The sequence below is a fragment of the Agrobacterium sp. YIC 4121 genome (assembly GCF_002008205.1).
GTDB classification, from domain to species: Bacteria; Pseudomonadota; Alphaproteobacteria; order Rhizobiales; family Rhizobiaceae; genus Agrobacterium; species Agrobacterium leguminum.
The window spans coordinates 61,801-84,753 of record NZ_MRDI01000022.1; the positions used below are offsets into that span (position 1 = coordinate 61,801).

Sequence of the window (22,953 nt, forward strand, 5' to 3'; positions counted from 1 at the left end):
CTCACTGAACCTTCAGCCGCAGCACATGATAGGACAGTGCCGGCACCGAACCCTTCAGCGCCCCGTCCTCCACGGCGACGCCGCTGCCGGGCACCGGCACGACGCGATCCGGCTGATCCGGGCCGTTGCCGAGACGCAGATCATATCCCGCCATGGCAAGATGCAGGCTGAGAGTGGCGGAGGAATAGCCGGTGAGGCTGACATCGATCTCCGCCGCCTCTGTCAGATGGCGGTTGAGCACGAACAGCGTCACGACGCCTTCCGCCTCGTCGTAAACACCGGCAACATCGAGATATTTGACGTCGTCGGCCGCGTTGCAATCGTAAGTCGGGCAATCGACGGCGACGTTCAGCGCGACGCCACGGCCATAAAGCGAGGCGAACTGATAGGGATAATAGATCGTCTGCCGCCATGCAGGCCCGTTCTTTTCCGCCCGGATGGGGGCGATGACATTGACGAGCTGGGCGATGCAGGCGATGCGCACGCGGTCCGAACGGCGGATGAACTCATTGAGCAGGCCGGCGACAAAAAGCGCATCTTCGAAGTTGTATGTCTCTTCCAGAAGTGCAGGCGCCTCCGGCCAGTCCCAGCTCTTGATGCGTTTGCCGTCTTCTTCGCGGATGTGATACCAGACGTTCCATTCGTCGAAGCAGATGGACACATCGTTCTTTGCGCGCTTCTTCGCCTTCACATAATCGATGACACCGGCGATCGTCTGGATATAGCGCCCGGTTTCCTCGATCTTGCCGAAATAATTCAGCGTGTCGCGGCTGTTATTGCCGAAATATTTGTGCAGCGAGATGTGGTCGACATTCTCATAGCATTCCTCCAGCACCTCGCGCTCCCACTCGGGATAGGTCGGCATGCCGTCATTGGAGCTGCCGCAGACAATCGCTTCAATCGTCGGATCGAAACCCTTGAAGGCCTTGGCGGTTTCATTGGCCAGACGGCCATATTCCACCGCCGTCTTGTGACCGATCTGCCAGGGACCGTCCATCTCGTTGCCGAGGCACCACATTTTCACGCCGTGGGGCTTTTCCGCGCCATGGCTGCGGCGCAAATCGCTGAGCGTGGTGCCGCCCGGAAAATTCACATATTCGAGGAAATTGCGGGCGTCATCCAGACCACGGGAACCGAGATTGACGGCGAGCATCATCTCGATGCCGGCCATCTGCGCCCAGTCGGCGAATTCGTTGATACCGATCTGGTTGGTTTCCTTGGAGCGCCATGCGAGATCGAGACGGATGGGGCGCTGGTCGCGCGGCCCAATGCCGTCTTCCCAGCGATAGGCGGAAACGAAGTTGCCGCCGGGATAACGGATGGCCGGAATTTTCAGGTCCTGCACGAATTTCAGAACGTCCCTGCGGAAGCCATTCGCGTCCGCCTGCGGATGGCCGGGCTCATAGATGCCGCCATAGATGGCACGCCCCATATGTTCGATGAAGGCGGAATAAAGACGATCGTCGATACGCCCAATCCGGAAGTCCCGGTGGACTGAAACCCGCGCTTTCATAAGGCTCTCCTCCCCTGCGCATTTATATCTCAAAATATGATATAAACCATATTTGATAATATAGTTGCCGAGGGAATCCGCGCCTGTCAACCGCGAAAATCATACTTTTGAAAATTGGCTGGATCAGCCTGCGGTGCGCAGGCGCAGAACGATGTCCTGATCGTAATTCCCGAAGCCGCGGCCAAAGATATTCAGCCCGCCCGGATGTTTTGCATCGGCCTTGACCTCGATGCGCAGGCGGATGGAACGGTGGCTGGTCAGATCGATATCCGCCAGCGTCACATCCGAAATCCGGGTTCCGTCGACATAGGTTCCCTGCGCGGTGATGCGCCAGGTCTTGAGCATGCCATATTGGGAACCGGAGAGCTTCCACCAGTCCGGCGTAAACGCACCGCGCTTGTCGCCGAAGTCGCCGGGCGAGGTCCAGACCCCGATTTCCCGGCCGTTGACGGATAGCGTAATATCGGACGGCCAGTTGCTGTGCGTTCCCGGCACTTCCGAGCTGACCTCCATCGAAAACTCGATTTCTTCGACTTCCCGGCCTTGAATCTTGGCATTATTGGGAAATTGATATTCCACGAAGCCGGAGGTCAACCATAGCAGCGCCGCCTTCATGCGGTCCGGATCCATGAATGTATCGGGCACATCGAGAAGGCCGATGATGCCCTCCGGCGAGCAAATGCCGCAGGGCGCGGTTACCGAACTTTGGGTGTAAAGACCGAGCGGCATAGCGACCGCGATGTAATTTGATGCGGCCGGCGCCTCGGGTTTTCGGAAGGAAACAATCAGTTCGTCACAGGTGGCGAAACATATTTTTTGGTTGCCCTTTCGCGCCTTGCGCGTTTCGGTTCGCAGCAACCCTGCCTCCTCGAGAACGGCCACGCCGGCGGAAACGGTGGACTGGGGAAGCTCCAGTCTCTGCGCAATTTCGTTGACGTTAAGGCCGCTCGCCTCATGCAGCAACTTCAATATCTGCACGCGGATCAGCGACGCCGCCGCTTTCAGGACATCGAATTCTTTTTCAGCATCAACGAGGAGGAAATTGGGCGCCATATTCTAATCTTCAGATTTATCGATCCAGATCAGAATTTCTGGCTTAAACGCCATGCACTTGTCCAGTGCTGTTTGTCATGCGGACGCTTTTGAAAGGCGTGAAGCGCCATCCACCCCCGTCACTTCACAAAAAAGAGCACCGCCACACGGTCTCGATACCGCGTGGCGGTGCCCGTTTCGTCGTCAGCCGCGCTTGCGCAGGGTCCGCGTGCCGGTGTCGACGAGGTTTTGCGCCGCTTCATCCACGCTGGCGCGGCCGAAGGCGAGCGAATCGGCAATGGGGCGCATCACGCCACGGTCGAACTCATTGGCGCCGATCGGCGCGGGTTCCGGATAGGAATCGAGCTTGCCCGACAGGCTTTCGATATAATCCACCGTCTTGCGCTCGGTCTCGTTGAGGCTCGGCAACAAAGCCTCGCGCACGACCTTGGCCGGCGGCACGCCACGCTCGACGCCCAGCACCTTGCCGGCTTCCAGATCGTTGACGAAGAAGTTGATGAATTTCGCCGCCGCTTCCGCATTGGTCGAGGTGGACGAAATGGACCAGATGAGGCCCGGCCGGTAATAGTGCCCGGTCGGCTTGCCCGGCCCCTCGCCCGGCAACATGCCGATGGACAGCGTTTGTTTATTGAGCTTCTGATAACCGACAAGCTGGTTGGAATAGGCAAAGCCGATGGCCGAATTGCCGAGCGTCAGGGCATTGGATTCGATGGTATTGTCGTCACGCGTCTGGATATCGGCGGAAACGCAGAGCTTGTTCTCGCGCAGGTCCTCCCAATAGGCGAACCATTCCTTCGCATCTTCCTTGTTGAAGCCGATGGTGCCGTCCTGAAACAGCAGCTTGCCGCGCTGGCGCAGCCAGACATCGAAAACATAATGATAACGCGCGCCATAGGGCACCGCCCAGTAGTTCCGTTTTGCCGGACCGTTCTTCTTGAAATCGCGCGCCAGTTCCGAGAGCGCCTTCCAGGTAATCTGGTCCTGCGGCACGGAAACGCCGGCTTCCTTCAGCGTATCGGCGTCATACATCATGCAGAAGGAATTCAGCCCGAGGCCGACGCCGTAAAGCTTGCCGTCGATGCGGCAGAGATCGACCTCGCTTTTGCCGAAGGTGGAAAGATCGAGCGACTTGCCGACGAACTGGTCCAGCTCCATGCAGGCGCCACGGCCGGAATAATCGGCGATGGTGGAAGGTTCAAGCTGGAAGATATCGGCGACGTTGCGCCCCGCCATAGACGTCGCAAGCTTGGTCCAGTAATCGGAACCGGCGATCATTTCGCCGCTGATTTCCGTTTGCGGGTTAGCCTTCTGGTAAAGGGCGATCACGTCGTTGGTGCGCTTGCTGCGGTCGGCCGATCCCCACCATACGCAGCGAAGCCGCGTCTCAGCCGCGGCCGCGCGAAAACCGCCCCCCACTGCACCAAGACCGACCACGCCGAGACCGGCCAGCGCCGCCGTCACCAAAAATCCACGTCTGTCGATAGTTTGCATCTGCTCCTCCCGCGTTTTGCAAATTTTTCATTGACTACTAAAATTCTTGCAAATTTTCCTCTTTTGCAATATTTGCATCATATCAGAATTTTTTGCAAGCGCAGGAGACGATATGAACGATACGCCCGACATCAGCCGCCCGCGCCAGTCGGATATCGCCCAGCGCGCCGGCGTTTCCATCAGCACCGTCTCGCGCGTTCTTGCGGGAGAGAAAGGTATCAGCGCGTCGATCCAGACCAAGGTTCTGGGGGTGGCGGCGGAGCTCGGTTATCCGTTGCGACCGGTCGCGAACCAGACCGGCGGCGTGCCGCTGGAGGGCAAGAAAATCCTCGCACTCATGTCCGCCGAAAGGGCGACCGGCGATATCGGCGCTTTTTATCACGATATTTTCGACATGCTGCGCAGCCTTGCCCAGACCGACGGTTTCGAACTCGACATCCGGCTCTTGCACCAGAAACAGGTGGATGATGCGCTGACCCAGCGGGTCTGCGAGGTGGACGGACTTCTCGCCATCGGCCTCGATCCCGAGGATGAAATCATCCACCGCATCACGCAGGGTGTGCTGCAACCGGTTCTGGTCAACAGCGCCGATCCTTCGATGATGCTGGATTGCGTCTCCCCTTCCAATTTTTACGGCGGCGCGCTGGCGGCGCGGCGGCTGCTGGAACTCGGCCACCGCAAGGTCGCCTATATCGGCCCGCATCATCGCCACACCATAAGGGAGCGTATGCGGGGTTTCCGCCACACGATCCTCGAGGAAGAGGGAACGACCTATGAGGAGTTTCTGCTTTCGACGGCGGATAGCGGCTTCGGACAGGCGGGCGATGCCGTTCGCCAGCTATTGGCCAAAAACCCCGAACTCACCGGCATTTTCTGCATGAATGACGCGATTGCGCTCGGCGCGCTGGGGGCGGCGCAGGAACTTGGCCTCGCAGTGCCGGACGATCTTTCCATTATCGGCTTCGACGACCTGCCCTTTGCCGAACTCTCCACCCCCCGTCTCAGCACGATCCGCGTCGACCGTCGCGAAATCGCCCGCGAGGCGGTGGAACTGATGCGCCGCCGGCTGACGGAACCCTCCGCCAATGCCCGCCAGGTACAACTTGGCGTGCAGCTGGTGGAAGGGCAGACGGCCGGCAAGGCGAAAAAGACGGGAAAGGCGGCACGCGATGCATGACACCATGAATAAGCCCACCATGGCCAGATTCAATCCGCTGCACGGCAATCCGCTCAAAAGTCGCGCCGATGTCCGACGAGCGCTGGATGACAGTTTTGCGCCGCTTCTTGCCCATTTTTCGCCGGGCGGCGCAAGAGTGACGCTCAGCGGCGCCGCCGCGCATTTCGACCGGGCGGCGGCCGATCTGGAAGGTTTTGCCCGGCCGCTCTGGGGCATCGCACCGCTTGCGCTGAGCGGCGATCATTTCGACCACTGGCCGCTTCTGGCACGGGGAATAGCCAACGGCACCGACCCTTCCCATCCCGAATATTGGGGCGACGTGCGCCAAAGGGATCAGCGGCTGGTGGAGCTTGCCGCGCTTGGTTTTGCGCTGCGGCTTGCGCCGCAGCACCTGTGGGAACCGCTCTCCGACGCGCAGAAAGACAATGTGCGCCGCTATCTGCTGACGGCGCGCGAGCGCAATTACGCCGACAATAACTGGAAGTTTTTCCGGGTGATGGTCGATATGGCGCTGGATCATCTTGGCATCGATTTCGACCGCAGCCTGACAGAAACATTCCAGAAGGAACTGGATGAATTCTATATCGCCGACGGCTGGTATCGCGATGGCAATTACCGCCGCATCGACCATTACATCGCCTTTGCCATGCATTTTTACGGCCTGATCTACGCGAAACTCAGCAAGCCTGACGATGCCTACGCCGCACGCTACCGGGAGCGAGCGCGCCTCTTTGCCGGCGATTTCGCCAGCTGGTTCGATGAGGATGGCGGCACGCTCGCCTTCGGCCGCTCCATGACTTACCGCTTCGCCTGCGGCGGCTTCTGGGCCGGTCTCGCTTTTGCCGATGAGGAGGCGCTGCCCTGGGGCGAGATCAAGGGGCTTTATCTGCAACATCTGCGCTGGTGGGCGAAAAAGCCGATTGCCGATCGCGACGGCGTGCTTTCCATCGGCTACGCCTATCCGCAGCTCACCATGTCGGAAAGCTATAATTCAGCGGGCTCGCCCTATTGGGCCTTCAAGGCCTTCCTGCCGCTCGCCCTGCCGGAAAGCCATCCCTTCTGGCAGGCAGAGGAAAAGCAGCCCGAAACATCCGCAAAACCAAAGCCGCTCATTCATCCCGGCATGGTTATGATGCAAACGAAGGGCAATGTCACCGCGCTTTCCAGCGGGCAGGAAAACCTCTCCATGCGCGGCGGGCCGGAGAAATATGCCAAATTCGCCTATTCATCCCGTTACGGTTTCGGCGTCGAAGTGGATGAGCGCGGTTTCAGGACCAACGGTTTCGACAATATGCTGGCATTCTCCGAAGACGGCCTGCATTACCGCGTGCGCGAGACCAACGAGAAGGTTCTGCTGGCCGGGGAAAGCCTGCGGGCAACGTGGAAGCCCTTCCCGGATGTGGCGGTTGAAACGACGCTGGTTGCGGCTGGCGGCTGGCATATCAGGCTGCACCGGATCACCTCCGCCCGCCCCCTTTCGGTGACGGAAGGCGGCTTCGCAATCAACCGCAACGATGGCGACCGCGATGCCGTGCGCGAAGAGACCGGCCGGGCGACCGCCGATTGCGGCACAGACATATCCGCCATCGTCGATCTCGGCTCCAGCATAAGCCGCCACGGCGTGGCGCTGAAGGCGCTGCCCAACACCAATCTCATCAACGCCAAGACCACGGTGCCGCAACTGCGGGGCGAGATTCCAGCGGACGAAACCCTGCTTGCCTGCGCCGTCTTTGCCGGGGTGACCGGGCCAGAAAGCGAAACAGCGTTGGCGACAGTTCCGGCACTTCCGGACATGGAGGCGCTCGACCGCCTGTTTGCGGAACGGGGCGTTCCGGTCAGCAGCATGGCGGCAACGGGAGAGCCGCAATGACGAGCCCGCTTCCGCGTCTCAGCCTTGCCATGGACCCGGAGCGAACCCAGCATGTGCTGACACCGCAGGCGCTCGAAAGGCTGTCGAAGAGCGTCCATATTCTCGACACGGGGCGGATCTGCGATTTCCACGATCCCGCAGTGAAAGAGCAGCTGGCGCGGACGGATATTCTTCTGACCGGCTGGGGCTGCCCGGAAATCGGCGCGCGGGAGCTGGCGCTGATGCCCCGCGTCAGGCTGATTTCCCATGCCGCCGGCACGGTCAAATATTTCCTGTCGCAAGCGGTGTTCGATCGTGGCGTTACCGTGTGCAGCGCGGCGGAGGCGAATGCACAGCCGGTCGCCGAATTTTCGCTGGCGATGATCCTGCTCGCCGGCAAGCGCACCTTCGGCTTCCGACGCCTTTATCTGGAGCATCGCGACCGCGCCTCCGTCGAGCGACTGCAGGCGCAGGCCATCGGCAATCTCGGCCTGACGGTCGGCATCGTCGGCGCATCGCGCATCGGACGTCGCGTCATCAATCTGTTGCAGCCCTTCGATCTCAACCTCATCCTTTTCGATCCGCTTCTAAGCGCTGCGGAGGCGGAAAAGCTCGGCGTGCAGCTTGTGTCGCTCGAGGAGCTGATGGCGGTGAGCGATGTCATTTCGCTGCATGCACCCTCCCTGCCGCAGACGCGGCATATGATCGGTGCGGCAGCGCTTGCCCGCATGAAGGACGGCGCGACCCTGATCAATACGGCGCGCGGCGCACTGGTGGATGAAAACGCGCTTCTGGCCGAACTGAAAACCGGACGCATCGAAGCCGTCATCGACGTGACCGACCCGGAAGTGCCGCCGCCGGACTCACCCTTTTACAGCCTGCCGAACGTGTTCCTGACGCCGCATGTCGCCGGCGCCACCGGCCTTGAACGCGCAAGGCTCGGCGACATGGCGATTGCCGAAATCGAACGCTTCTGCCGCGCGGCACCCTTGCAACAGCAGGTGAGGCCGGAACATCTGGAACTGATCGCATGAGATTTTTCGAGCCGGGCCTCTGCTCCGTCACCTTCCGCTCCCTGTCGCCACAGGCCGTCATCGAGCTTGCCGCCGCAAACGGCATCAGGTCCATCGAATGGGGTGCGGATATCCATGTACCGCCCGGCAACCTTGCCAATGCAAGGGATGTGGCGGCGCGGACGGCGGAAGCCGGCCTCTCCGTCTCCTCTTACGGCTCCTATATCTTTGCACCGGATTTTGCGCCGGAAGATGTGACCGCCGTGCTGGAAACAGCAAAAGCGCTCGGCGCCGGCCATATCCGCATCTGGCCCGGCAGCCGCAAACGCCCATCTGCCGATTACTCCCCCGGAGAACGCCGCGCGGCAACGGAAGCGCTGGCGACAATCGCCCGCCGGGCGCACGACCATGGCATCACAATCGGCCTCGAATATCACCCCAACTCCCTGACGGACACCCTGCCCTCGGCCCTGCAACTCATGCAGGATTTGCCGATGCCCAACCTGTTTTTCTACTGGCAACCCGCCCCCGGCCTGCCCCTGGAAGACGCACTCGCGGAAATATCCGCACTCGGCCCACGCATCTGCCATCTCCACGTCTTCGCCTGGCTCGCCGACACCAGCCGCCTGCCGCTTCACGAACACGTGGATTATTGGCGGGCGTGCGTAAATGCATTGCCGGAGAGCGAATGGACGAAACCGGCCTATGCGATGCTGGAATTCGTCAGGGGCGATGACATCGGCCAGTTTGGGGAAGATGCGGCGACGCTAAGCAAGATACTCGCTGGCCACAGAGCGGCAGATTAGCGCACGATCGAAACCTCGCGCGCGACGTCATTCTCGACCCTGTGCCGGGGATCTAATCATGTTGAACAAAATCAACACGTTGCAGATCCTCGGGACAAGCCCGAGGATGACGAACGCAAGCTTTGCGGACTTCGTTAGCCGCCCTATGGTGAGACAGCCCACCCACTCGTTCTCATATCCGCCGCCCATCCGCCCCGAAGAGATGCGTCTTCGAAAGATCGAACGCAAAGGGAATGGTCTCGCCGATGCGGATATGGCGCTGGCCGTCCAGCAGCACGGTGGCGGGCTGGCCGTCGGGGGTCGCGGTGTAGACCACCGTTGAGCCGCCGAGATGTTCGACGAGCTGGATGGAGGCCTCACCAAGGGAGGCGGATTGCGCCTGCGGGTTCACATGTTCCGGGCGCACGCCGAAGGTGAGCGGTTCGCCCTGTTGCGCGGCGACCGGTTTTTCCAGCACGATGCGCTGGCCGGCCACCTCGATGGTGCGGTTGGAACTGTCGCCCGAAACCACCTTGGCGGAGAGGAAGTTCATCTTCGGCGAGCCGATGAAACCGGCCACGAACTGGTTGGCCGGGTTGTTGTAGAGATCGAGCGGGCGGCCGACCTGCATGATGCGGCCGTCGCGCAGCACGACGATCTTGTCGGCCATGGTCATCGCTTCCACCTGGTCGTGCGTCACATAGATCATGGTGCTGCCGAGCGTCTGGTGCAGCTTGGCAATTTCGACGCGCATCTGCACGCGCAGTTCCGCATCGAGGTTGGAGAGCGGTTCGTCGAACAGGAAGATTTTCGGCTCGCGCACGATGGCGCGTCCGATGGCGACACGCTGGCGCTGGCCGCCCGAAAGTGCCTTCGGCTTGCGCTGCAACAGCGGGCCGATCTGCAGGATATCGGCGGCCTTCTGCACCCGCGCCTGGACTTCCGGTTTCTTGTAGCCTGCCGTCTCCAGACCGAAGGCAAGGTTTTTATAGACGCTCATATGCGGATAAAGCGCATAGGACTGGAAGACCATGGCGATGCCGCGCTTGGAGGCGGCGGTTTCATTGACCCTTTCGCCATCGATGCGCAGATCGCCTTCGGAGATTTCCTCAAGCCCTGCAATCATGCGCAGAAGCGTGGATTTGCCACAGCCCGAGGGGCCGACGAAAACGGTGAACTCGCCCGGTTCGATCTTGAGATCGATGCCGTGAACGACCGGAAAAGCGCCGAACCGCTTGACGATTTTTTCGAGCGTAATGCTGCTTGCCATGCTGTTTCTCCCGACTGTCGCGCCGCATGCGGGGCGGCAGCGACAGTGTTGATTGTCTTAAAATGCGTTCCCGATGCGGGTTCTGTTCAGCGTTTCATTCCGGTGGTGGCGATGCCTTCGATCAGCAGCCGTTGGAAGAACAGGAAGAACAGGAAGACCGGCACCAGCGACAGGTTGGACATGGCGAAAAGCGAGGTCCAGTCCGAGCTGCCGGTGGAATCCACGAAGGATCTGAGGCCGAGCTGCACGGTGTAGGTGTTGATGTCGTTCAGATAGATCAGCGGACCGAAGAAATCGTCCCATGTCCAGATGAAGGAAAAGATAGCAGCCGTTGCGAGCACCGGCAGCGACAGGGGCAGCATGATCTTCCAGTAAATGCGGAAGGGCGAGCAGCCATCCATAACAGCCGCCTCGTCCAATTCACGCGGGATACCGCGAAAGAACTGCACCATCAGGAAGATGAAGAAGGCGTCCGTCGCGAGGTACTTCGGCACGATCAGCGGCAGCGAGGTGTTCACCCAGCCCATTTCTAGAAACAGGATATATTGGGGAATGAGCACGACGTGATAGGGGAGCATGAGCGTGCCGAGCATCAGCGCGAACCAGAAATTGCGCCCTCCGAAGCGAAGCCGGGCAAAAGCGAAGGCGGCGAGCGAGCAGCCGACCACGTTGCCTATGGTGGCGAGCACCGAGATGAAGAAGGAGTTCCAGAAGAACTGCCCGAAGCTCACCTGCAGCCCGGTCCAGCCGCGAATATATCCGCCGACATCCACCGCCGAGGGAATGAGCGAGGAAGAGCCGAACAGCTCGTCCTGCGGCCGGAAGGAACCCGAGATCATCCACAGGATCGGATAGAGCATCGCGAAGGACGCGATGATCAGCGCCGTGTGGAGCATCACCGATTTCAGCGGCGAACGTTGCGGGCCCTGGCCCGGCCGGGGGGCGGTAACAGCATCAGTCATCGTAGTGCACCCAGTATTTCGCGCTGAGGAACGAGAAGGCCGTGAACAGCGAGATGATGATCACCAAAATCCAGGCAAGCGCCGAGGCATAACCCATGCGGAAGAAACCGAAGGCTTCCTGGTAGAGATAAAGCGTGTAGAACAGCGTCGAGTTGATCGGACCGCCGGTGCCTTCGGAAATGATGAAGGCCGGTGTGAAGGCCTTGAAGGCATCGATGGTCTGGATCACGGCGTTGAAGAAGATCACCGGCGTCAACAGCGGCAGGGTAATGCGGAAGAATTGCCGCACCTTGCTCGCGCCGTCGATTTCGGCGGCCTCATACATGTCCTGCGGGATTTGTCTCAGACCCGCGAGGAAAATGATCATCGGCGAACCGAACTGCCAGACGGACAGGATGACCAGCGTGTAGATCGAATAATCCGGATTGGAAATCCAGCTCGGCCCTTCGTAACCGAAGGCCTGCCAGAGGACCATATTGACGAGACCGTCAGAGGCGAAAAGCTGGCGCCAGAGCACGGCAATCGCGACGCTCGAACCGAGCAGCGACGGCAGGTAGAAGATCGCACGATAAAGCGTCAGCCCCTTGATGCCGCGGTTGAAGGCGAGCGCAACGAGCAGCGCGAAGATCAGCTTCAGCGGCACCGACAGCAGCACATAGGTGAAGGTGACCTGCATGGCCGCAGCGAATTTCGGGTCAGCCGTGGCGATGCGCACATAGTTCGCCGCCCCCACCCAGTCCGGCGACTGCAACAGGTCGTAATTCGTGAAAGACAGGTAAAGCGACGCAAGCGCGGGACCGAGGGTGAGGCCGAAAAAGCCTATCAGCCAGGGCAGCAGAAACAGGTAGGCGTGAATGTTGCGGTCGAAAATCCGCTTCACGCCGCCCCGCTTCGGGAGAGCCGCGCCACGGCTCTCCCCCACAAGAGTTTCAGATCGAAAGGCCATAAACCATCACTTCCGTTTGATAACGGTTTCGGATTCCTTGACGAGGCGGTCACCGCCCTCTTCCGGCGTGATCTTGCCGAAGCCGATTTCCTCCGCCGTGCGTTTGAGGACGAAGGCGAATTCGCCCGCGCCCGGAGGCGGCGCCGGCGGCAGATCGCCGACGCCGGGGGTAATCTCGGCAATATAGTCCACCATCGTCTTGCTGACCTCGTCGAGCTTGCTGCTCAACTGGCTACGCATGGATTCCGAAGCCGGAACGCCGCGCTCGACGCCGAGAATATCGATGCCCTGCGGTTCAGCCACAAGGAAGTTGATGAAACCGACGGCCTGCTCGATGCCGGCGCTGCCATTGGCGACGCTGATGAGCATGGAGGGTTTCAGATAATGGCCGGAAGGGCCATCCTTGGTGCTCTTCGGATAGGAGCTTATGGCAAGCTTGGACTTGTTGAGCTTCTGATAACCGACGAATTGGTTGGAATGGGCGAATGCCGTTGCCGCCTTGCCCGTCGTCAAAGGGTTCGTTTCGATGTTGAGCTGGTCGAGCGCCTGCACATCGGCCGGCACACAGGCGCCGCTCTTACGCAGATCCGCCCACAAAGTGAACCACTTGGTCGCATCGGCAGGATCGAAGCCGATGCCGCCATCCTGCGTGTAAAGCGACTTGCCGTTCTGGCGCAGCCAGTTTTCGAAGCTCGGCTCCACGCCGCTGGCATCGGCCGTGGCGTAATAGCCAGGCTTCGGCTTGTTCTTGCTGAGCTTGGCGGCGTTTTCGGCAAACTCCTCCCAGGTCTGGCCGATCGCCGGCGGCGTCGCACCGGATTTTTCCCAGGCCGCCTTGTCGAAGAAGACGGCGCTGGAATTGACGCCGAGATTGATGCCGTAAAGCTTGCCATCGACCCGGCCGGAATCGATGTTCATCTTGCCGAAATCCTCGATCTTCAGGCTCTTGCCGATGTAATCGTCCAGCGGCGCCAGCGCGCCGCGACGGCCATATTCGAAGATGTAACGATAATCCATCTGAATCAGGTCGGGCGCATTGCGGCCCGCAACCTGCGTGGCAAGACGCGGCCAATAATCACTCCAGCCTGCGAATTCACCGGCAATATCGAGATCCGGCTTGACCTGCTTATAGGCTGCTATCGCCTTGTTGGTGCGGTCGGCGCGCTCCTGCGACCCCCACCACAACATGCGAAGGCGCGCGGCCTGGGCCTGCGCTGAACCACCTCCCAGTGTTGCAAGCGACAGGGCCGCAAGCCCCGCTGAAAGCACACCTCTCCTCTGAAGCATCACGGGCATTGGCAACTCCTCCCTATTGACTGCCAATTGATGATGAACGTAAACGACACTTGCCGTTTTATAACTAATTGGTTACATGGGAACACTGATCGCAAACATTGTCAAGCGGGTGCTGAAATGGAAGAAACGACAAAAAACCAGCCGTCCGATCCGACCCCCGATGCGGCCATGGAGAAAACGCCGTCACCCAAGCGCAAACGCGCGACGACACAGGTGCGAAACCCGGAAAGAACGCGCGCCGCCATTCTCGAAGCCGCCCGCCGCGAGGTGGCCGCCAAGGGGCTGGCGGGGGCTCGAATCGATGTCGTCGCCCGCCGCGCCGGCACCAACAAGCGGATGATCTACCATTATTTTGGCGACAAGGATGCGCTTTATCTCGCCGTTCTGGAAGACGCCTACCGCCATATCCGCCACACCGAGAGACGGCTTGACCTAGCCCGCAAGGCCCCTTCGGAGGGCTTGCGCGAGCTTGCGCTTTTCACCTGGCACTACTTCCTCGACCACCCCGAATTCCTCAGCATCCTCGCCACGGAAAACCTCAATAAAGCCCGCTATCTCAGGCAATCCCCGACGATTACGGCGATGCATTCGAATTTCATTTCAGAGCTGGAAGACGTTCTGCGGCGCGGCAGCAACGCGGGCGAATTCCGTGACGGCCTCGATCCGATCGACGTCTATCTGACCATCGCTTCGCTCGGCGCTTTTTATCTTTCGAACCGGTTCACGCTGTCGACCATCTTCCAGCGCGACCTGACAGACCCCGCCGAACTCGAACGCTGGGGCCAGCATATCGTCGACACCCTGCTTGCTGCAGTGCGGCCGGTCTGAGCCGGCCGAACCGAATTCCTCTTTAACAACAGCGACGACGCGCCATTCGCATCCGCGAAGCGCGTCGTTTTCTTTTGCGGCGCGGTGGAAACACAAAAACGCAACCGTCGTCAGACAATGAATTTTTCCTGTCAAAAACACCTTGACAGATCGCATCCTTCACGACCACAAATAACCAAATGGTTACAAATTTCCATGTTTGACGGAAGCGGCTTTCGGGAAGAGGCCGCCTTGGGAGGAAATTCATGAAACGTATCGGCGTCATCATGCACGGCATCACCGGCCGCATGGGTTACAACCAGCATCTCGTGCGCTCCGTTCTCGCCATTCGCGATCAGGGCGGCGTGCTGTTGAAGAACGGCGAAAGGGTCATGCTCGACCCCATTCTGGTCGGCCGCAACGGCGCAAAGATCGAGGAAATCGCGAAAAAGCATAATGTCGCGCGCTGGACGACCGATATCGATGCGGCGCTGGCGAACCCCGACGATACGCTGTTCTTCGATGCCGGCACGACGCAGATGCGCGGCAGCCTGCTGGAGAAAGCCATCAAGGCCGGCAAGAACGTTTATTGCGAAAAGCCGATTTCCGACACGATGGAAGAGGCGCTGGCGATTGCGCGGCTCGCCGAAAGCGCCGGCATCAAACACGGCGTGGTGCAGGACAAGCTGTTCCTGCCCGGCCTTCGCAAGCTGGCGATGCTGCGCGACAGCGGCTTTTTCGGCAAAATCCTCTCGGTGCGCGGCGAGTTCGGTTACTGGGTTTTCGAAGGCGACTGGCAGCCGGCGCAGCGCCCTTCGTGGAATTACCGCCTGAAGGATGGCGGCGGCATCATTCTCGATATGCTGTGCCACTGGCGTTATGTACTCGACAATCTGTTCGGCCCGGTGAAATCCGTCAGCTGCCTCGGCGCGACCCATATTCCGGAACGTTTCGACGAGCAGGGCAAAGCCTATAAGGCGGATGCGGACGACGCCGCTTATGCCACCTTCGAGCTGGAAGGCGGCGTCATTGCTCATATCAACTCCTCATGGGCGGTGCGGGTACGCCGCGACGATCTCGTCACCTTCCAGGTGGATGGCACCCATGGTTCGGCGGTGGCGGGCCTGACCAAATGCTTCACCCAGCATCGCACCAACACACCGAAGCCGGTATGGAACCCCGACCAGCCGCAGACCATCGATTTCTACAAGACCTGGCAGGAAGTGCCCGACAATGTCGTTTATGACAACGGCTTCAAGGCGCAGTGGGAAATGTTCGTGCGCCATCTGGTGGACAATGACCCATGGCCCTATGGCCTCATGGAAGGCGTGAAGGGCGTACAGCTTGCCGAGCTTGGACTGAAATCCTGGAAGGAACGCCGCTGGCTCGACGTTCCCGCTATTTCGTAAGGAGGCGATGGTGAGCGAACTCAAGCTTCCGAAGGACGACCGCAGCATCGAGGTTTACAAATTATCCGGTACGCCGGTTGCGGTTGAAAAACGCAGTGCTGCGGATTTCAACCGCGTCGCCTTCGCGGCCGCCCATGTGGTGGCCGATCCCCTTGCCGATAACGACCCATGGCTGACGCCCGCCATCGACTGGGACGCCACTTTACGTTTCCGTCACCGCCTGTGGGATCTCGGCCTCGGCGTCGCTGAGGCGATGGATACGGCGCAGCGCGGCATGGGGCTGGCATGGCCGCAGGCGCAGGAACTGATTTCCCGTTCGCTGAAGGAGGCGGCCAGCCGCAAGGATGCGCTGATTGCCTGCGGCGTCGGCACCGATCATCTGAACGGCGGCGGTTACGGCCTGAACCAGATTGTCGACTCTTACCTGGAACAGCTTGATTTTGTTCAGGGAGAAGGCGGACGCGTAATCCTGATGGCGAGCCGCGCGCTGGCCGCTGCCGCCCGTTCACCAGATGATTATCTCAAGGCTTATGCGCGGGTTCTCTCCCATGCCGATCAGAAAGTGGTGATCCACTGGCTGGGTGAGATGTTCGATCCCGCGCTTGAGGGTTATTGGGGTTCCGGTGACCACATGCAGGCCATGGAAACCTGCCTTGCCATGATCGAAGAGAATGCCGACAGGATCGACGGCATCAAGATTTCGCTTCTCTCCAAGGAAAAGGAAATCGTCATGCGCCGCCGCCTGCCATCAGGCGTGCGCATGTATACCGGTGACGATTTCAACTATGCCGAACTGATCGCCGGTGACGAGAAGGGCCATTCGGATGCCCTGCTCGGCATTTTCGACGCCATAGCGCCTGCGGCTTCGAAAGCGCTGGCCTGCCTGAAGCGCGGGGCGGACAACGAGTTCTTCGATATACTGGAGCCGACGGTGGCGCTGTCGCGCCACATCTTCAAGGCCCCGACCCGCTTCTATAAGACCGGCGTGGTGTTCCTCGCCTATCTCAACGGGTTGCAGGACCACTTCACCATGGTCGGCGGGCAGGAAAGCACCCGCTCCACGCATCATTTCGCTGAGCTTTTCCGGCTGGCGGACAGGGCCAATGTGCTCGCCGAGCCGGATCTGGCGACGCAGCGCATGAAGGCGTTTCTGGCCGTCCGTGGCATCGGGTGAAGCAAAACAAGGGGAGATACCGAGATGAGCCTTGAAGGCCTTTCCATCAATTTCGCCACCGTGCGTCAGGGCGGAGACTTCGGCGCGATCGTCGATGCCTGCCTCGCGCATGGCATAACCGCCATCTCGCCCTGGCGCGAGCAGGTGCATGGCGTTGGCCTTACGGAAGCCGCCCGCATTGTCGAGCAGAACGGGCTGCGACTCAGCGGCCATTGCCGGGGCGGCTTCTTCCCTGCGCCCAATGCGGAAGGCCGCCGCCTCGCCATCGAGGACAATAAACGCGCCGTCGATGAGGCAGCCGCCATGAAGGCAGACTGCCTTGTGCTGGTCGTGGGCGGCCTTCCCGCCGGTTCGCGCGATCTGAAAGGTGCACGGCAGATGGTGGAGGACGGCATGGCCGAGCTTCTTCCCTATGCCCGGGCCGCCGGCGTGCCGCTCGCCATCGAGCCGCTGCATCCCTTTTATGCCGCCGACCGCGCCTGCTTCAACACGTTGAAACAATCGCTCGATCTCTGCGATAGGCTGGGTGCCGGCACCGGCGTCGCCATCGATGTCTACCATGTCTGGTGGGATCCGGAACTGGAGGAACAGGTGGCGCGTGCGGGCAGAAACGGGCAAATTCTCGCCCACCATATCTGCGACTGGCTGGTGCCGACCACCGATCCGCTCAACGATCGCGGCATGATGGGCGACGGCGTGATTGACCTCAAGGCATTTCGCGCCATGATCGAGGCTGCGGGCTTCCACGGCCCGCAGGAAGTGGAAATCTTTTCACATCGCTGGCAGGCGCGCCCGATGGACGAGGTCCTCGCCACCGTGGTCGAGCGTTTCAAGACTGTTTGTTGATTATCCGGGAGAGAGACGATGCCTGAAAAGGTGAAACGCAAACGCTATGCACTGGTCGGCACCGGCAATCGCGGCACCACCATGTGGGGCCGCGAATTGCTGGCCGGCTGGAGCGACTATGTCGAACTGGTCGGCATTTGCGACCTGAACCTGATGCGCGCCGAACGCGCCCGCGCCATGATGGGATCGAACGCGCCGCTCTACGACGATTTCGACCGGATGATGGAGGAGCAGCGACCCGAACTGGTGATCGTCTGCACACCTGATGACACGCATGACGACATCATCATCCGGGCGCTGGAAGGCGGGGCCGATGTCATCAGCGAAAAACCCATGACCACCACCCCGGAAAAGATCAACCGTATTCGCGCGGCGGAGGCCAAAAGCGGCCGCCGTGTCGACGTCTCCTTCAATTACCGTTTCTCTCCCACCGCTGCCCGCATCAAGGAGCTGATCGACGAAGGCGCCATCGGCACCGTCACCTCGGTCGATTTCCATTGGTATCTGGATAACCAGCACGGCGCAGATTATTTCCGCCGCTGGCACGCCTTCACCGAGCATTCCGGCAGCCTGTTCGTGCACAAGGCCACCCACCATTTCGATCTCTTGAACTGGTATCTCGATTCCGATCCCGTGGAGGTGAAGGGCTTCGGGCAATTGCTGCATTATGGCAAGAACGGTCCGTTCCGCGGAACGCGCTGTCGCACCTGTCCGCACAAGAACGAGTGCGATTATTTCATGGATCTCGGCGCCGATCCTTTTCTCGATGCGCTTTATGAAGACCCTTCGACGGTGGACGGTTATGTGCGCGATGCCTGCGTCTTCCGCGAGGAGATCGACATTCCCGATACGATGAGCGCCTCCATCCGTTATGCCAGCGGCGTGCAGGTCTCCTATTCGCTCAACACCTATATGCCGATCGAGGGCCACCACATCGCCTTCAACGGCCATAAGGGCCGCATCGAGATGCGCCAGTATGAAAAGCAGCCCTGGACGGAACCGCCGGCCGATGAAATCCTGCTGGTGAAAAGTTTCGGCGGCGGTGTGGAACATATCTGGGTGCCGCATGAGCCGGGCGGCCATTATGGCGGCGACAACCGCATGCGCGACATGATCTTCAAGCCCGGCTCCAACGACCGGCTGCGGCAGCGGGCGGGTTCGCGCGCCGGCGCCATGTCCGTCCTGACAGGGGTGGCGGCGCTGAAAAGCGCCCGTGAAGGCGGCACGGCAGCGGTGAAATCGCTGCCGGTTTAACCGCCTTCGTCTGCGGCCCATCGACAACTGGGCCGCAGATGGCAATTGCCAAAAAAGAACGGACGATATTCCACAGATTACGCGCTTCTTCCATGCCGGTAAAATGGTCGCCGGGGGAAGAAAGAGTGAGTCATGTCCAGTTTTGAATCCTTCGTTCCGCTCATTATCATCGGCCTCAGCCTCGTCGTATTTTTCAAATGGGTGGGGCGAGATATGAACCGGGAAGAGAAAAAGCCGCGTTCCCGCCGCTGACGGCGGAAAAGCGCGCCCGCGCGGCGTGGAAACGGAACCCGCGCCTTTTCCCCTGCGTTTCCCCTTAAACGAGGACGCGACATGACGAAGAAAACGAAGCCGAAAACAGTCGACAAAGGGCCTTCCAGCCCGAACGACATTCCTCCCGCCGGCCCGCACGCCAAACCGTCCCTCACCGACTATGACAAGACGCCGGGGGCAGGCAGCCTGCCGGATGACCGTGCGAAGGACGTGTCTCCCGGTGGAGGTTGATGCGCGCGAAACCAAAGGCCGCGCCAGACCGGGCGCACGATTGGGTCACCGGGAAATAGCACCGTGAACCAGATACTTAGCCAATGATCGGTCGGTCGCCGGTGCTTTTTCCTTCAATGCCCATTGCAAAATCAAAAATTGCGCCTATATTTTCTTCATCGACCATTGCTTGTGACGTCGTTCTGGAACAGACTGTTCCCCGTCGGATTTCCTCTCAAATAATCGATCTTATCCCGCAAGGTATCGCGGGAACCACAACGATTCTACGAAAGGAAATCGTTATGAACACTGGTACTGTAAAGTGGTTCAACGCCACCAAGGGCTTCGGCTTCATTCAGCCTGACAATGGCGGCACGGACGTTTTCGTTCACATCTCCGCTGTTGAGCGCGCTGGCATGCGTTCGCTGAACGACGGCCAGAAGATCAGCTACGAGATCGTCCAGGACCGTCGGTCCGGCAAAAGCTCGGCTGATAACCTTCAGGCAGCTTGATATTCATCATTTAACCCGCAGACCACGGATGTACTGGCTGCAGGTTAGAATGATTGTGAGAGGTCGGGTCAAAGCCCGGCCTTTTGTTTTTGGGCCAGGGAAAAAACGCGTCCGCGAAGAAGCCTAAGCCGTGCGCCACCGCCGCAAGAGGGCAAAGAAGAAAATTCAGCGCGAAGGGCTGCTGCCTGCCCCCAAAAAGGTTACCCGCCCCCGACAGCCTTCCGATACCGCTCTTCCATAAAGGAGAATGCCATGGCCGCGTCAAAGGAAGCTTTTTTCAAACCCGGCAAACTATCCGCACAGGACAGGGCGTCATTGACGGATAACGCCGCAAAGCAGATCATAAACGCCGAGGCCGACCAGCGCGCCCGCAAAACGGAACGCCTTCGCCAGCTTCGCGAAGCACAGGAAGCGACGATTATCGCCGACGTGCCGGTTTCCGCAAAAAAACGATCCGGCAAGAACTGACTGGCCGGATTTCCAGCATCGCCCGCTCGAACGGGCCTTGAACGGATTGTCTCATAGCCGCTCGAGGCCGCATCAATCCAACAGGAGGAGTACACCATGGCCAAGGGTCAATTGCGCAGCAACAAGGAAATCCGCAAACCGAAGAAGGACAAGACGAAAGCACCTGCCGCGCCGCCCACCGGTTCGCAGGTCAAATTCGCAAACGCCACGACAGCGGATAGCAAAAAGAAATAGGCGCCAAGCGGGCCGACAAGTCACGGCGAATAAAAGCATAGCCATCCATGCCGGACTTGTTTTGGCCACATTGCCCATTTAAACAGCTCTCATGGCAACTGCTGGTGAGCGCGAATGAAATCGACGTTCGCAGTTGTTTTAGTCGCTTCAGACTTTTGACCACGGATGTACTGGCACAGGTGTTGAGAGCGATATGAGGAAGGTCGGTGCATTATTGCCCCGGCCTTTTTTGTTGCCTGCGGGAGCGCGTGCTAAATTGCCCATTCTACGAGACAGAATTAACTTGCCTATTCTCCTCAAAGGGCGCACCCTTCCCTATCGGTAATTAAAGGGCGTTGCCGCCGTAAGGCCTCTTGCAATCTTTGCCCTGTCCCGCCTGTTGACCAGGGGAACGATCTCCAAGCCACGCGACATGCATGACGGTACGGGCCGGAGACGGTTTACCTGACGCTGTGCGCGTTTCGAGGCGTTGAAGCGTCCTCGCGCCACTTATGGGTGGCGACGCGACGCTCCAGCTTTTTTGACCCCCCACAGGAAAGGAGGACGTCATGTCTTCCGCATATGAAAATTGCATCATCACATCGCAGGACCTGAAAATGCTGCAGTCAGTGCTGGAAGGTCTCGGTTATGACAGCCACACCATGGATGACGAAGTCATTCTCTACAACAATGCCGCCCGCAAGGTGATCGAGCTCTTTCAGGATGGCTTGACCGACCCTGCCGATATTTCGGAGGAAATGCTGTTCCTGTTCGGCGTTCACAAACATGAACGCGTCAAACCGTGGAAACCGCTGCCGCGTTACGCCATTCAGGGCCTGCCGCCTCTTTACCGGTGATGGGCTTCCTTCAAAATCACCGATGAAAATAACGGCTTGGCAAAAGCCGTATATCAGGCAACACTGAAATTGAGCGTCCCGCGCGTGATCAGGCGCGTCCCGGGAAGCTTGGGTATGGAATGTGCACCCTGTGCGTTGCAGGACCATGACCGGTCCGCGCAAAGCTTCGGTTGTTTCCCATGCCGGTAAGTTTTGCGTCTGCGTGGAGGTGAGTATGACGTATGACTGGAGCGGCCGCAAAATGCGCCGCATGCGAGCGGCGAAACTGACGATCATCAGCCTCGTCGCAGCTTTCGTGCTGACTGCCCCGATTTTCGCCCATTATTGAGGTTTTCAGCCGCGAGGCAGGGTCATACCGGCTGGCGGATTTCACTCGGCTTTCTCAACCGGTTCTTCAGCCATTTCTGAACGGGCTGATCGTAATGGACCGTCAGCCACCATGACAGGCACGTCGTGGCGATGAGGAAAACAATTCCGACCGGCAAAGCCAGGTTTTCCCGGTGTACTGCGGGTATCAGAAGCTCCGTCCAGGCCAGAAGCGGAATATGCAGCACATAGACCGCATAGGACGCCGTGCCGAGAAAGACCGAGACCACTCCCACACCGCGCCCCGGAACCGTCTTGCTGGCGACGAACAGCAGCAGCGGCCAGACGACGAGGACAACCGCAAGATCGAAGAACGGCCGAAGCTCGCGCGACATCGGCACGGCCAGAATGAAACAGACCAGCAGAAGGCAAAGCGCCGCCTGAAAAGGTCTCAACTGCGGTACGCGATTGCGGAAACGGTAAATCAGCACGCCGGCAAAAAACGAGAAGAACACCCGCCCCATGCCGGCATACATTTCATGCCAGCGAAAACCGGCATGCAGACGGCCGAACTCGGCAGCAGCCACCACCAGCACAAGGGCGCTGACAATGAGCACCGCGGCGGTCTGTTTCGTCGTGGCCCGGACACCGAAGCGGGCGTAAAACGCATTCACCACCAGCTCGTTGAAAAGCGACCATGCCGGGCTGACGAGAAACAGCGCGCCGTTCAGAGTGAGCGTGAAGGGCGCCGGCAAAAAGAGCAGCCCCGTTACCAAGGCGAAAGCAAGCTCGCCGGGATCGATAAGACGATGCAGATCGTCGATCGGCGTCGGCAGGCCCAGCACGTAGAGACAGATGAAATAGGCGGCCATCAGGGCCAGCGCCAGCCCATAAAGAGGGTAAAGACGTGCGAAGCGCGCCTTCATGAAAAAGCCTGGCGTGATCGCCCCTTCGGCCAGTTTCCGGCTATAGGCATGCGCGAGCACGAAACCGCTGAGCGCAAAGAACAGATCCACGGCGAGATAGCTCGAAGCCGTGCTTTTCCCGAACAGATCCTCGGCATGGCGGTGGACGATGAAAAGGGCGGCCACGCCCCTTATGCCATCGAGCAATATAAAGCGTTCCGGGGACGACTGGACCATGGCATGAGGCTCGGTGTGGCTGACGGATTTGAGGTTCACAGGCAACGAGCTTTACCGCGTTGCGGTTCACCGCTGCCAGTCACAAACTGTTTAACGTGGCGAACATCCCATATTATTATGGAATACT

The 22,953-nt window shown here is 59.7% G+C and carries 22 protein-coding genes; 14 read left to right on the forward strand and 8 right to left on the reverse strand.

The window, feature by feature from the left end:
• Position 1: 1 nt before the first annotated feature.
• From BTE54_RS19230 to BTE54_RS19240, 3 genes are all read right to left on the reverse strand, one after another.
• Positions 2–1,513: an alpha-N-arabinofuranosidase gene (locus tag BTE54_RS19230; RefSeq protein WP_065656072.1), complete on the reverse strand. Its 1,512-nt coding sequence runs from the start codon at positions 1,511–1,513 to the stop codon at positions 2–4.
• 123 nt (positions 1,514–1,636) lie between these two features.
• The gene (locus BTE54_RS19235) at positions 1,637–2,566 is read right to left on the reverse strand and encodes a transcriptional regulator (protein WP_065656073.1); all 930 of its coding nucleotides are present in this window, start codon (positions 2,564–2,566) and stop codon (positions 1,637–1,639) included.
• Between the two features lie 183 nt (positions 2,567–2,749).
• On the reverse strand, positions 2,750–4,057 hold the full coding sequence (locus BTE54_RS19240; protein WP_065656074.1) for an ABC transporter substrate-binding protein: 1,308 nt from the start codon (positions 4,055–4,057) through the stop codon (positions 2,750–2,752).
• A gap of 112 nt (positions 4,058–4,169) precedes the next feature.
• Here BTE54_RS19240 and BTE54_RS19245 point away from each other — a divergent pair, with 112 nt between their 5' ends.
• Genes BTE54_RS19245 through BTE54_RS19260 form a run of 4 tightly spaced genes read left to right on the forward strand, consistent with a single transcriptional unit; the run spans position 4,170 to position 8,902 of the window.
• Positions 4,170–5,234, forward strand: a complete 1,065-nt coding sequence (locus tag BTE54_RS19245; RefSeq protein ID WP_065656075.1) for a LacI family DNA-binding transcriptional regulator — start codon at positions 4,170–4,172, stop codon at positions 5,232–5,234.
• Positions 5,227–7,104: a DUF2264 domain-containing protein gene (locus BTE54_RS19250; RefSeq protein WP_065656076.1), complete on the forward strand. Its 1,878-nt coding sequence runs from the start codon at positions 5,227–5,229 to the stop codon at positions 7,102–7,104. The genes BTE54_RS19245 and BTE54_RS19250 overlap by 8 nt, the downstream gene beginning before the upstream one ends.
• Positions 7,101–8,117: a hydroxyacid dehydrogenase gene (locus tag BTE54_RS19255; protein WP_065656077.1), complete on the forward strand. Its 1,017-nt coding sequence runs from the start codon at positions 7,101–7,103 to the stop codon at positions 8,115–8,117. The genes BTE54_RS19250 and BTE54_RS19255 overlap by 4 nt, the downstream gene beginning before the upstream one ends.
• Positions 8,114–8,902, forward strand: a complete 789-nt coding sequence (locus tag BTE54_RS19260; protein ID WP_078053608.1) for a TIM barrel protein — start codon at positions 8,114–8,116, stop codon at positions 8,900–8,902. The genes BTE54_RS19255 and BTE54_RS19260 overlap by 4 nt, the downstream gene beginning before the upstream one ends.
• A gap of 172 nt (positions 8,903–9,074) precedes the next feature.
• Here the strand turns inward: BTE54_RS19260 and ugpC are convergent, their stop codons facing one another.
• The 4 genes from ugpC to BTE54_RS19280 form a co-directional block, all read right to left on the reverse strand.
• The gene (ugpC, locus tag BTE54_RS19265) at positions 9,075–10,151 is read right to left on the reverse strand and encodes a sn-glycerol-3-phosphate ABC transporter ATP-binding protein UgpC (RefSeq protein WP_078053609.1); all 1,077 of its coding nucleotides are present in this window, start codon (positions 10,149–10,151) and stop codon (positions 9,075–9,077) included.
• A gap of 86 nt (positions 10,152–10,237) precedes the next feature.
• Entirely contained in the window at positions 10,238–11,113 is an 876-nt protein-coding gene (locus tag BTE54_RS19270) for a carbohydrate ABC transporter permease (RefSeq protein ID WP_020809242.1), read from the reverse strand.
• Positions 11,106–12,059: a sugar ABC transporter permease gene (locus BTE54_RS19275; protein WP_185740859.1), complete on the reverse strand. Its 954-nt coding sequence runs from the start codon at positions 12,057–12,059 to the stop codon at positions 11,106–11,108. The genes BTE54_RS19270 and BTE54_RS19275 overlap by 8 nt, the downstream gene beginning before the upstream one ends.
• Before the next feature lie 6 nt (positions 12,060–12,065).
• Positions 12,066–13,355 (reverse strand): ABC transporter substrate-binding protein, encoded by a 1,290-nt coding sequence (locus tag BTE54_RS19280; RefSeq protein WP_059757133.1) that lies wholly within the window; start codon positions 13,353–13,355, stop codon positions 12,066–12,068.
• A 117-nt stretch (positions 13,356–13,472) separates the two neighbouring features.
• Here BTE54_RS19280 and BTE54_RS19285 point away from each other — a divergent pair, with 117 nt between their 5' ends.
• The 10 genes from BTE54_RS19285 (at position 13,473) to BTE54_RS19325 (ending at position 21,378) form a co-directional block, all read left to right on the forward strand.
• Positions 13,473–14,183 (forward strand): TetR/AcrR family transcriptional regulator, encoded by a 711-nt coding sequence (locus BTE54_RS19285; protein WP_078053611.1) that lies wholly within the window; start codon positions 13,473–13,475, stop codon positions 14,181–14,183.
• A gap of 245 nt (positions 14,184–14,428) precedes the next feature.
• The gene (locus BTE54_RS19290; protein ID WP_065656148.1) at positions 14,429–15,571 is read left to right on the forward strand and encodes a Gfo/Idh/MocA family oxidoreductase; all 1,143 of its coding nucleotides are present in this window, start codon (positions 14,429–14,431) and stop codon (positions 15,569–15,571) included.
• A 10-nt stretch (positions 15,572–15,581) separates the two neighbouring features.
• Positions 15,582–16,745, forward strand: coding sequence for a dihydrodipicolinate synthase family protein (locus BTE54_RS19295; RefSeq protein ID WP_078053648.1), 1,164 nt, complete (start codon positions 15,582–15,584; stop codon positions 16,743–16,745).
• A 24-nt stretch (positions 16,746–16,769) separates the two neighbouring features.
• Positions 16,770–17,591, forward strand: coding sequence for a sugar phosphate isomerase/epimerase family protein (locus BTE54_RS19300; RefSeq protein ID WP_078053612.1), 822 nt, complete (start codon positions 16,770–16,772; stop codon positions 17,589–17,591).
• Positions 17,592–17,609: 18 nt separating this feature from the next.
• Positions 17,610–18,845 carry a Gfo/Idh/MocA family oxidoreductase gene (locus BTE54_RS19305; RefSeq protein ID WP_078053613.1) on the forward strand — a complete coding sequence of 412 codons (1,236 nt, stop codon included), beginning with the start codon at positions 17,610–17,612 and terminating at the stop codon, positions 18,843–18,845.
• Positions 18,846–19,178: 333 nt separating this feature from the next.
• Entirely contained in the window at positions 19,179–19,349 is a 171-nt protein-coding gene (locus BTE54_RS25150; protein WP_198939194.1) for a hypothetical protein, read from the forward strand.
• A gap of 281 nt (positions 19,350–19,630) precedes the next feature.
• Positions 19,631–19,840: a cold-shock protein gene (locus BTE54_RS19310; RefSeq protein WP_003508146.1), complete on the forward strand. Its 210-nt coding sequence runs from the start codon at positions 19,631–19,633 to the stop codon at positions 19,838–19,840.
• 252 nt (positions 19,841–20,092) lie between these two features.
• The gene (locus BTE54_RS19320; protein ID WP_078053614.1) at positions 20,093–20,308 is read left to right on the forward strand and encodes a hypothetical protein; all 216 of its coding nucleotides are present in this window, start codon (positions 20,093–20,095) and stop codon (positions 20,306–20,308) included.
• A 96-nt stretch (positions 20,309–20,404) separates the two neighbouring features.
• Positions 20,405–20,542: a hypothetical protein gene (locus tag BTE54_RS25155; RefSeq protein WP_162856819.1), complete on the forward strand. Its 138-nt coding sequence runs from the start codon at positions 20,405–20,407 to the stop codon at positions 20,540–20,542.
• Positions 20,543–21,090: 548 nt separating this feature from the next.
• On the forward strand, positions 21,091–21,378 hold the full coding sequence (locus BTE54_RS19325; RefSeq protein WP_078053615.1) for a hypothetical protein: 288 nt from the start codon (positions 21,091–21,093) through the stop codon (positions 21,376–21,378).
• A gap of 350 nt (positions 21,379–21,728) precedes the next feature.
• On the opposite strand, the gene BTE54_RS19335 is transcribed toward BTE54_RS19325, so the two are convergent.
• Positions 21,729–22,826 carry an acyltransferase gene (locus tag BTE54_RS19335; protein ID WP_078053617.1) on the reverse strand — a complete coding sequence of 366 codons (1,098 nt, stop codon included), beginning with the start codon at positions 22,824–22,826 and terminating at the stop codon, positions 21,729–21,731.
• Positions 22,827–22,953 lie beyond the last annotated feature (127 nt).